Origin of the sequence: Pseudoalteromonas sp. MB47 (genome assembly GCF_011319765.1) — a bacterium.
GTDB lineage: Bacteria > Pseudomonadota > Gammaproteobacteria > Enterobacterales > Alteromonadaceae > Pseudoalteromonas > Pseudoalteromonas simplex.
This window is the reverse complement of sequence record NZ_VFBD01000019.1, coordinates 1-11,687: the sequence shown is the minus strand read 5'-3', so window position 1 is coordinate 11,687 and position 11,687 is coordinate 1. Positions and strand designations below refer to the sequence as shown.

The window sequence follows — 11,687 nt, the reverse complement described above, 5'->3', positions numbered from 1 at the left end:
GTGTTTGGTCTTGGAGAAATTTAAGAGTTGACCTCACTTATCATACTCGAGTCTGACAATGTTGATTTAGGTTAAGAAAATATTAAATCAGTCTTATGGCTATTTTTTGTTTGGTGAATTGGGAATTCACTTATTTGAATACCACTAAGCACACATTAAAGAGAGAATTTCTCTTTAATGTGAAGTGTATATGCTGTATAAGTAATTTAAAACAGTTTTCTGAACTACTCATATGCTTATTTATTTCAGTGCAAATAACTTTCGTTCAATTGATGAATCAATTGAGCTAAATATGAAAGCCGCTCCTAGGCTTCGTCGTCATAAAAACCATGCTAGAACCCCTTTAAGGGATAAAAAAAAGAAAGTTCTTAAAGGTGCGTTACTTTATGGTGCTAATGCTAGTGGTAAATCAAATGTGATTAAAGCCATGGCTTATGCAAAAGAGGTAATAACAGGTGAGTCTAATTTAGACTACTGTCCTTTTTTGAGAAGTTCACATTTCTCACTAGTTAAAGATGGAAGTAAAAAAAGAGATTTTACTTTCGAGTTTTGTATTAAGGGTGAGTATTATGCCTACTTCTTCTCTGTTGAAAACAATATTATTGCAGAGGAAGAGTTAGTACATATAACTCCAAACTCAGAAACAAAGATCTACCACAGAAAAATAGATAAGAGTAAATCTGTTAATACAGTAGTATATTCATATACAAGTGATGTTGAAGATATTTCGAATAATTCTGAGTTTTTAGTTTTTTCTAAATATACATCTCCTAAAAAACTTTTTCTGACAGATTCTTCAGAAAAAATAAGAGAATTTTTTAGGGAGCTAGAACTATCTAAAAAGAAAGGTAGCAGTGAAGTAGATTTTAGCTTTTTAGAGTTTCTTCTGCCTGCATTTTTGTTTTTTAACTTCCATCTCATCATTATTTTTCCTGAATCTAAATATAACTCAACCCTGTCTGATCTCTCTAGTGGAAATGGAAATTGTTTTGATGTGATAAAGAATTTTGATACAGGTATAGAAAAACTAAATTCTACAGAAGTACCATTAAATAAATTTACAACAGATCAGCTTGAAGAAATTAAAAGTAAAATTGCTTCAAGTAATAAACCTTATTCATTTGATTTAAATGAAGTTGATTATTTAGCTGAGTTCATAGATGAAACTTCATCTCTTAAGATAACTAAGTTAACTTCTATACATAAGTCAAAATCAGGTGAAGAAGTTATCTTTGATTTTGAAGATGAATCTGATGGAACAAAAAGAATTGTCGATTTACTACCCACATTAAGTAATGATAAGAAGTTTCCTTTAACATTCGTTATTGATGAATTTGATAGAAGCCTGCACCCTTTACTTTCAATCAAACTACTAAAGCTATTTTTAGAGACTGACAGTGATGATCAGTTGATCACAACGACTCATGAGGCTGAGCTTTTAGACAATGAAATTTTGAGAAGAGATGAAATATGGTTTGTCCAAAAAGAAAGAGATGGTTCAACACAATTGTATAGCCTAAGTGATTATTCGCCTCGTTATGATAAAGATATCCACTCAGCTTATCTGAAAGGAATCTTCGGTGGGGTTCCAAACTTGAGTGGGCAGTAATTATGGGGCGTAAGTCAAGCGGAAGTCGTTACGGACAAAAAATAGACGCAATAACTTATATCATTGCATTCGAAGGTGATGTTGATGAAAAAGAATACTTTGACAGTGTAGCTATAAAAATTCAAAAAAGATTTGAAAAATTGATTAAAGTAATTCCTGTAGAAAAAAGCTCAACTAATAAATCTGATCCGGCAAGCGTTTTAAGAGATTTGAGTCATTATTGCAGCAAAAACGCTTATGACTTAAAGCACTCTTCAGTTACTGGCTTTATTGTCATAGACCGTGATAGGTATTTTACGGGGACACACTTAACTTCTACAACAACAGCACTTACCGAAGCTCGTCAAAAGAAAGTAAAAGTGGTTGTCAGTAATCCAAGTTTTGACTTATGGGGGTTACTGCATTTTGAAGATTTGTCATTACTGTCTCCAAATGACTCAGAGGCACTTTTGGAGAATAAAAAAACTTCTGGGAGTACATTCGCTAAAAGAAGACTACGTGCTTGTAAAGGGCAACTCCGATTCTCTGATTTGCCAGATAGAATTGATATTGCTTTAGAAAATGCAGCTAAATTGGACTTTGATAAACAAAATCCAGCAGCTAATTTGGGGACTAATATGCCTGACCTAATTAATGAATTAAAGGCATACTTTTGAAACAAATAATTCGAAATAGCCAATCAATGAAAACCAAGGGGTCAGGTTTTTCTTTTTGCCTACCCCCTTGATCAATCCAAAACCAACACTATGCTGTTAGCACCTAGCACCTAGCACCTAGCACCTAGCACCTAGCACCTAGCACCTAGCACTGTAGGCGTGAAATTTATTTCGCGCGAATCCATTAAAAAACAACTTTGAAAGAATTTCTGTATTTATATAGGTACAAGCATCAAATAACCTGTATTATGCATGCCTTGTTGTTGGGTGGTGAAACCTCTTACTTAACCACCTGATTATGTTGTTGAAAATTTAAGGTGAAAGAATGTTAAAAGGGAACTTTGTGCGCATTAAAAGGGCTTTGGCCTGCTTGCTTGTATTAAATCTTGGGGTTGCTGGTGCTTCGGCTAATGACGATACACCAATAGAGAGCGTGGTTGCAGATGCTAACTTCTTAGCGTGTTTACAAGAAAGTGGCTATAAAACTGTGGGGGAGGTGACAAAAATACATTGCAGAGATCGCGGTATTACCTCAGCCAAAGGGCTTGAGCATTTTAGTAACTTAACAAAACTCGTCCTCAGTAATGAAGGGGATAGCTTCATAGTTGGTGAAATTGGTGGCATTACAAGTAGACCTGCCGATAAGAAAGTGCCAAACCAGCTGACCGAAATCGACATAAGCCACAACAGCCAGCTTTTCCATGTTAATTTAAGCCAAAATAGCCTTACGAGAATTGATGTAAGTAACAACGAAGAGTTAGAGACTTTAATGCTGAGTGGTAATAAGCTTTCAAAGCTTGATGTAAGCACTAACAGTAAACTTACATGGCTTGATCTTAATGATAATAAGCTGACAGGTGAATTGACGCTTATTAATTCTGAACTGTATCAACTTAATCTGTCGGGCAATAAGCTCACAAAAGTAAATATACCGAGTGGTATTCGTAACCTTGAGCTTGCAAATAATCAGTTAAAAAACCTAGATTTAAGCAAGTTCAAGATGCTCAGCGAACTAAACCTAGATGCCAACCAGCTTAGCTCTTTAGACATCAGCCATAATAAAAAGTTAACTGCACTTTACGCCAGTAATAACCACTTAAGCACTATCGATTTAACTGCAAACCCCATGCTTCAAGTGCTCTTTTTGTCGAATAACAAATTAAAAAACATTGATTTACGTGAACATGCAAATTTAGTAGATATCAGCCTTTTTAATAACCCACTAAAAAAAGTAGATGTAAGCAAAAGCTATAATTTAGAGCTGTTAGAACTCGACAGCCGTGTTGAGTGCATAGGCATAGGTTGTGCAACAAGGTTTGAAGGGTATTAATAACAGCGTATAGGGTAGAGCACAGCGAAACTCGATAAGTTAGCGAGGGGAAAGGAGCTATCAGCTTTCAGCCGTCAGCTATCAGATTAAAACAAAAGAGCTTTAAGTCATAAGGTTTAGGTTAGATTGTGCCTGTACCTTGCTATGGCTAATCCCGATACCGTAGGTGTGAAATATATTTCGCGCGAAATAAATTTCACGCCTACGGATGATCATTCCAGTTTAAGTATGCGTAGGCACAATCTAATCTGACTTCTAACGACTGATATCTATTATCTCCTTCCTCATCCCTCGCACCTATTAAATTTTTTTATCCCTCCATAATTCATCCATTATTGTGATTTACCCTTTGAAATATGAACCTTTTGTACCCCAATTTGGGTGGGTTAAAGCTTAACCATTTCGAAAAGAAGTCGGTCGGACTTTGAGTAGAAGTAAGCATTTTATTAATTAATAGTTTGTCGAAATTACAATCAATAATTAGGAATCGTAATATGAATCAGTGTAAAAGGATTAGTGCTGTGTTGGCTTTATCCCTACTTTCACTAGTTGGGTGTTCTGATGATGACTCTACCGAACAAGAAGCTGTTGCTAATGTCGCTTTGAAATCTATGACCTCAGTCTCCGATGACGTTTATCAACCAGGACAACAGATCACAGTTGATTTCAGTACCGAAACAACCTTATTAACGAATGAACACGTTGGTGTTTCATTTATTTTAATTGAAAAAAGTAAAGTCGCTGAACTCGAAACTGAAGATGAGCCAGATGGCTACGATTTGGGTGAGTTTTATATCGAGCAGTTACAAGAAGGCGAGCAAAATCATACGGCAACATTAATTTTGCCAAATGAAGATCTCGCTGCGGGTGAATTTATTATTGCCGCTTTTGTTGACACAAGTGGTGTGATCTCAAACGAAGTTGATGTTACAGATAATAAATCCCGTGGCATTGAATCTGGTGACGAAAGCACCTATAGCTCAGTAACCATTAGCGATGGTCATTACCATGATTTTGTTTTAGATAAACTTAAAGTGGGCGACGGCTTTGCTATTTTTCCTGGCCCGGGTAAAAGAGATACCACAGGTACTGGTGAACCAACACAGAAAGTACCTGATTTAATAGGCTTTATTAATGCCACCAAATTTGGTAATTCAGTCAACGAGGCTGATATCAGTGCAACAATAACCATCGGCGAAACGACTTATCATGCTCACTTATGGAATGAGCAAGCACAAGCTTATATGGAGACGATGCGTATTAAGTTTCCTGATCATGAGCAATCTCATTACTTTCCTTGGGATGTTGCAGTAAATGGCGTATTGCTAAAAGCGATACACGATGATTTTGATCACGATGGTGGTGAAAACAGTTTTAGCATGACATTTACCTTCCACGACAACTCTGATGAAATTGAAGCTCATAGCGAAAATAATAGTATTACCGTTGAAGTACCTTATGCACTTTATCATGATGAAGTGAGTTCTGCAGAATCGGTAGAGCTAAATAGTAATAAAACAACAATAGCGTCAGCATCAGCGATGCAGACTACAGCTTCATCAGCAACAACGTTAGCCAAAGTTGGCAGTTGGAGTGCTACCTATGGTGACAGTGACGCTGTGGCAATCAGCCCTTCTTTTTATAGCTATATGAATGTTTCTTCTAGTAATGGTGGTTCAGCCGAGGGGCTAGTTGAAGCAGACCTAGATCTTTACCTATTTGATAAATCAGCGAGTTTGGTTAGTGCCAGCGCTGAAGCGAGTGCAAATGTAAGTGATGGTGAGATTACTTATGCAGCAAACTTTAGTGTGCTGGGTGACACATTAATTGACGAGGGCGACACGTTAACGGCCTTAGACAAGTCTTTAGGATATAGCTGGAGCGAAGAGCAAAAAGTGGTTGAAACGACGTTCACCATTGTAATTGTTCCGGTGACCGTTGAGGCTGGTGTCAGTGGCAGCTTGGATTTAGGGGTTGGTTTAGCTTACAGCAATAGCCGAATTGACTTAGGGGGAGATATTGTTACTGCCAGCATGGATGCGTATGCCACTGCAGAAATAAACTTAGGTATTGCAAGTGGCGGTGTTGGTATAGACTTTTTGATTATTGCAGATACATTTAATGCCACACTTTATGCAGATTTAGCTAAAGCTATCACTGATTCTAAAATCACTTTAGGGATTGATGTAACGAATGATATTGAGGCTATTTCCGGTGAATTTTATGTTTATGTGAAATACCCTAAATACAAGTGGTGTTGCACGGTTAAGACAAAAACCAAAACTCAAACTATCTACGATACTAGTACCTTGTACGATAAAAGCTGGACAATTTTAGACGAATCAGCAACCTTAAATTATTAGTATGAAGGCATAGGTATAATGCGTTTAATTAAACTGAGTTTATTTTTTGGCACTTTGTTAGGCTATGCTTCGGCCGCTTATGCAGTGCCTCATTGTACTGTTTGGGGTGAACTTCAATCAAAAGCTGATACGAATATTGTTTCGATGAATAGCCCCTCAAAAAGCCAGTTTGACTTGCAAGGGCGGTTAATTTATCGGCCTTTGTTAGTTGCAGAAAAATTTCACTGGTTGGGTTTTGAGCTATACCAAGCTCAAGCAAAGTTGAATAAAACAGTGAGTACCAGCAATGAGTATGCTGTCCCTTTTGCTGTGAAAGTTAGCAATAACTCAGGTGAAGTTTTAGATTATCGGTTTAACGCTAAATTAAAAGCGGCTGATCAACAAAAGCTGATTGCTTTATACCGTGCCTTTCACCGTGCAAAACCCCCTGAAAATTTACAGGGGGATAAGTATTGGGTTAAAGAGCGAGATGATATCGGTCAGTACAAATCACTCTACACAGTGTTAGCTGATAATAAACTAAAGCGAAATAAACTCAGTTACTTAGAACCAACTGACACTAGGCAAAGTACTAACGCTGCGAAAAAGCTAATGCAGTTAGAAACGGCGAACATTATTAGTGATGAGTTTATCTTTGAAAACGATAAATGCTGGTTAACAAAAACCCTCGGAAATAGTCATATTCAAGTCAGTAGTAGTGATGGAAGTATGAATATTGAAGTACTGCAAACACTAAGTTTAAATCGCTCAAATCAATCGATACCCGATGATGCAAGGTTACTGCAATTACCCGAAGACCCTAATCAATGGGAAAATTTAAGCACAGATTGGGTTTACCCTAAAGCGCCGCCTCAACCATTAAAAAATACTGAAGCGTTTATCACTGCTTTAAAAAGTATGGATTGGCTAGAGGGAGACCGAAAAACGCTTTTGCAATTTCTTTATGACAATGATCAGTATTTGCTGAGCTTAAAAGAGCTTATTTCAACTAAATCAATTGCTGATCCCCTAGAAAGTAAATTGTTTATGTACTTAGGTAAACATGACTCAGTTAATTCAAAACAGTTACTAACAGAGGTATTTGTTGAGCCTGGTTTATTTTCACCAAATCAGCGCTTTAGAAGTTTAATGGCACTAAAATACAGTGAAAAGCCGTTAACTGACATGCAGGTTGAGGCGATTTTTGAGTATTCCATGTCATATGGTCTTGATGAAGAAAATTCTAAGCTGGCTCATAGTGCTTTAATGGTAATGGGGGCGATTGCAAAAAATCAGCAGGGCAGTGAGTTTTCAACTCAGTTAACCCAAAAATTAGCTGATTCTTTGAGCTCTAGTGCAACGGAGCAAAAAGCATCAGCCCTAATCACCGCACTGGGTAATAGTGGAGACTATGATCATCAACAGCTTATTGGTGATTATTTAGCTGGCGACAGTGCAAGATTACGACTAAATGCGGCAGAGGCCTTGGCAAAAATGCCAAGTAAAACCAGTTTGAATTACTTGAGTAATCAACTAAATCAAGAAACTGATAGTAAAACGCAAGGGGCGATTTTAAAGGCAATGGGTAATAATGAGTTAGACGCAGAACAAGTAGATAGTATTTATGCCTTTGCTGACGCTAGTAACCCGAAAGATATTCGCAGCGCCGCTATATCGGCGTTAAGTCAACAAGCGAAGTCAAAACCAGAGGTTAAAAGCCGTTTAAAAGCGCTGGTTAAGACGGAAACTAATCAAAAGAACCTGCGTCAATTAATGAAAGCGCTGTATGGTTCGTAGAGCTATCAGCTGGTAGGTTGGGTAGAGCGGAGCGAAACCCAACAAGTTAGCAAGTTACAAGGGGAAAGGGTAAAGGAGCTATCAGCTTTCAGCCGTCAGCTATCAGATTGAAAAGTTAGCGAGATGCGAGTTGTAGGAGGCGTTTTAACGCCGAAAAAAGTCATAGGGGAGGCGCAACTAACACTACGCTGTTAGCACCTAGCACCATTCCTACGTGATATAAAATCGTTGCTACCATCTCGCTAACTCAAACCTACTGAATCAAACTCACTTGTTTTACGTACGTATCGGTTTGCAAACCAAAGTGGCCGAGAACGTAGGTGTAGGTGGCATTTTCATTCCATAATCGGCTGCTGTGAATGCCGTACACATAACAAGTGCCAGTTGAGCAGACGATTTGATCCGAGTAGCTCTTTATGGAATACACTTTGTCGCCTAATGCTTCTCCATAAATACTATTTAATAGCGGGCTGCCAACCGATAAGCCATAGTAACCACATGTGTTATTCCACACATTATATGGGTAAACACCGCAACTAAGTAGGCCGCGCGCGGCACCTGCAACACCAACAAAGGTATCAACATCTGATGCCATTCCTAGCTTATAAATTTGCTGAGCTGCGAGTGTAACCCCCATTGAATGGCCGATAATATCGATCTTACCTGTGCAAGATTGGTTGATTGCAGTAAGAATGGCGTTACGTACGGGCGTTTCTTCACTGCCGTTATGATCGTTGCAACTCGCGCAAGATTTAGAGCCCCAATCTGGGGTGAAAATTTCACTGTCGACATACCCTTTTCGTTTTAATTCGTTGATTGTGTTATTCCAACTCGAAGGGGAGGCGGTATTACCATGTACCAGTACAACGTTATCTCTACATGCTGCAAAAGCAGTTGTGCTCATGCCTGCGCATAGCGCAATCATCGTCAATAAGCGTTTCATTGTGTGTTCTCCTCTTTAATATTTAATTTACAACGTATGAAATTTAAACAGGGCTGGATATAGTACTTTCGTGCAGCGATACTATTTCGCACTGTGCAATGTATACCGTTTTATTTTGCTAGCATTGTAGGCGTGAAATTTATTTCGCCCGATGAACAAAAGAGCTATCAGCTTGAAAAGTTAGCGAGTTAGAAAGAGTAAAGGGAAAGTTTACTCGCACCTAGCACCTCGCATCTCGCCTCCTCTTTTTCTCCTAAAATCTAATAATTTGTACTTAAAAAACGCACAAAAGTTAAATTAATGTAAATTTATTCTTGCTTTCGTACCTGTTTGGTCTATGTTTTTGGTCGGAGGTCACTCCTCCAACCTGATAGATAAAATGACAATCAACAGGAACACACATGAAAATAAAAACACTCTCACTAGTGCCAGCTTTAATGCTGGCAGCGGGTATCAGCCACAGTGCTTTTGCTGCGCAAGGAGTCGCATTTGTGCACGGTACAGGCCAGCAAAGCGATGCGTATAATGACTATTGGACAGGCAGTTTTGTCGACACGGTTCGTCAAGGTTTACCAAATAGTAGTAATTACACGGTCATTAATTGTGACTTTGATCAATACATGTGGGCAGACGCGGCATCTGGCTGTTTAGCAGGGCAGCTCACTACATTTATCAATAATAAAAACATCACAGATTTAACTCTGATCACCCATTCTAACGGTGGCAATGTGGTGCGTTGGATTTTATCTAACCCAACATGGGATAGCCGTTATCCAAATATTATTAGCAAAGTCACGCGTACCATTGCTCTGGCTCCTTCAAGTGGTGGCACGCCGTTGGCTGATGCGGTTATTGCGGGTAATTCGTTTGAGCAAAGCTTGGGTTGGCTTTTAGGCTACGGCAGCGATGCAGTAAAACAACAGCAAGTATCCTGGATGGAATCGTATAACGCACAGTGGCTGTATGGCACACCGAACCGCCCAAGTTTATCGTCTCGATTCGAAACCGTGGTGGGCAGTGATGTTGAATCAGCGGTATGGGATAGCGACAGCTATTGTGGCGGTTATCAAAATCAAGTGGGCCTTGAAGTAACACAAAACTGGTTAGACAGCTGTTCAGATGGCTTTTTAAATTGCAGTTCTCAGTCGTTAGCTGGGGTGGTGTGGTTTACCGATAAATCACGAACCCAAGGTGGTGAGCCTTTAAGTCATCAGCAAAGTCGACGTAACTGTTTTGGCTTGCCAAACATGCTTAAAAACCGAATTTAGGAGCCCGCTATGATTAATAAGTTAACCACAATTGCAGCTGCAATAGTGCTTGTAAGCACAGCCGCAAATGCTAATGAGCAAACGGTTTATCAATTCCCTCAAGTTCAACCAGCATCAAGCGCTCAACTACAAACACTTGAAAAAGACAGTGTTGAATATTGGCAGAAAGTTTCGGGTAAAGAGCTTAAGCGTGGTGTGCCTGTTTTTGTAAACCAAGCTGATAACTTTATTCGCATTGCACCAAAAGCACGCTTTGATAGTAGCGAAGTATTTAAGCCTCATGGCTTACAGCTTGATAAGCTGTCGGTGCGAGATGACAACTTTAGGCAAATGCCAATGCAAGCCATGGTTGCACGTGAGCAAATGGAAAATGCAGGATTTAGCGATGGCAGTGTTGGCTTAAAGCTAGGTCAGGTAAATGGCAAAGCAATGCTAAGAACAAGCCAAGCCCTTAACGATAACGACACCTACTTGCTGCACGTGATTGAAAAAGGCTCGAGCAATGCTTTGCATGCTAAATCGCAATTTAAAGTGAAAGATCAGCAACAGCGTGTTGCTATGCAGCTTAGTATGGGTAAAAAGCGCTTTAAAGATAGTGATGTGAAGTTAACGCTTTCAAGCCCTGATGGCGAAAAACTAGATGTACGTTACGAAAATGGTGAAGCAGTATTTAATTACCCGCTTGAAACCTTAGGCGCAATAAATGGTTACTACGAGCTTGAGGCCAGTGTAGATACTAAAGTGAATGGCCAAACGGTAAAACGCTCTATAAAAATGCCGTTTGTACATAGTTCACAAACCATCAGTATGGATAAAGCCAAAGTAACTGCGCTTGGCAATAACAAATACCAAGCTAAAGTACCGGTGCAAGTGACCGACTCAGGCCGCTATGCCATTCGTGCAACCTTAACTGGCAAAGGTAATAAAGGTGAGCGCATCAAACTGGCAACGGTTGAAGTAGCAAAACAGATTGATAGCTATGATAGTTTCACCATGCCTTTTGCAGTCACTCAAACAGCGAAAGCCCCATATGAGCTGGTGGATATTGAACTTACCGACCAAACGCGAATGTTAAAGTTTGCGGGGGAATAAAGGGTAGCTCTTATTGTATGTTGGGTGGAGCTGAGCGAAGCCCAACAAGTTAGCGAGCAGCTAGGGGAAGGAGCTATCAGCTTTCAGCCGTCAGCTATCAGACGAAAAAGTTTGCGAGATACGAGTTTAGGCGTTTTTTCGCCGAACCCTGTGGTTCAATTTGTTTTGCATAAAGAGAAGAGAATGAGAAATAAATGAGATAGAACAAAAGAGTATTTTGTTTTTTCCTTTTAAGCGCAGCGTCTCTTATCCTCTTTGTGAATATTATTTTTAAATGCTGTTTTTCTCTGTGTAGCGCGAAGTGCCTCGGTGTACTTTGTGGTTCAATATTTTTTTCACAAAGAGAAAAGAATGAGAAATAAATGAGATAGACCAAAAGAGTATTTTGTTTTTTTCCTTTTAAGCGCAGCGTCTCTTATCCTCTTTGTGAATATTATTTGTAAATGCTGTTTTTCTCTGTGTAGCGCGAAGTGCCTCGGTGTACTTTGTGGTTCAATATTTTTTTTCACAAAGAGAAAAGAATGAGAAGTAAATGAGATAGACCAAAAGAGTATTTTGTTTTTTCCTTTTAAGCGCAGCGTCTCTTATCCTCTTTGTGAATATTATTTTTAAATGCTGTTTTTCTCTGTGTAGCGCGAAGTGCCTCGGTG

At 39.1% G+C, this 11,687-nt stretch carries 8 protein-coding genes; 7 read left to right on the top strand and 1 reads right to left on the bottom strand.

The genetic code is table 11. The features are described from left to right. Positions 1-292: 292 nt before the first annotated feature. From IMPJCBKJ_RS09455 to IMPJCBKJ_RS09435, 5 genes are all read left to right on the top strand, one after another. Complete coding sequence (locus IMPJCBKJ_RS09455; protein WP_166340001.1) at positions 293-1,609, top strand: ATP-binding protein; 1,317 nt, start codon at positions 293-295, stop codon at positions 1,607-1,609. A gap of 2 nt (positions 1,610-1,611) precedes the next feature. Beyond that, entirely contained in the window at positions 1,612-2,265 is a 654-nt protein-coding gene (locus IMPJCBKJ_RS09450) for an RloB family protein (protein ID WP_166339999.1), read from the top strand. A gap of 325 nt (positions 2,266-2,590) precedes the next feature. Beyond that, on the top strand, positions 2,591-3,595 hold the full coding sequence (locus IMPJCBKJ_RS09445) for a hypothetical protein (protein WP_166339997.1): 1,005 nt from the start codon (positions 2,591-2,593) through the stop codon (positions 3,593-3,595). A 494-nt stretch (positions 3,596-4,089) separates the two neighbouring features. Next, complete coding sequence (locus IMPJCBKJ_RS09440) at positions 4,090-5,958, top strand: hypothetical protein (RefSeq protein ID WP_166339995.1); 1,869 nt, start codon at positions 4,090-4,092, stop codon at positions 5,956-5,958. A gap of 18 nt (positions 5,959-5,976) precedes the next feature. After that, positions 5,977-7,734 (top strand): HEAT repeat domain-containing protein, encoded by a 1,758-nt coding sequence (locus IMPJCBKJ_RS09435; RefSeq protein WP_166339993.1) that lies wholly within the window; start codon positions 5,977-5,979, stop codon positions 7,732-7,734. Between the two features lie 253 nt (positions 7,735-7,987). Here the strand turns inward: IMPJCBKJ_RS09435 and IMPJCBKJ_RS09430 are convergent, their stop codons facing one another. After that, complete coding sequence (locus IMPJCBKJ_RS09430) at positions 7,988-8,677, bottom strand: alpha/beta fold hydrolase (RefSeq protein WP_063700501.1); 690 nt, start codon at positions 8,675-8,677, stop codon at positions 7,988-7,990. A 401-nt stretch (positions 8,678-9,078) separates the two neighbouring features. Between IMPJCBKJ_RS09430 and IMPJCBKJ_RS09425 the strand changes: the two genes are divergently transcribed. Beyond that, complete coding sequence (locus IMPJCBKJ_RS09425; RefSeq protein ID WP_206004186.1) at positions 9,079-9,945, top strand: hypothetical protein; 867 nt, start codon at positions 9,079-9,081, stop codon at positions 9,943-9,945. Between the two features lie 9 nt (positions 9,946-9,954). Next, on the top strand, positions 9,955-11,037 hold the full coding sequence (locus IMPJCBKJ_RS09420; RefSeq protein WP_166339991.1) for a DUF4785 domain-containing protein: 1,083 nt from the start codon (positions 9,955-9,957) through the stop codon (positions 11,035-11,037). Positions 11,038-11,687: the final 650 nt, after the last annotated feature.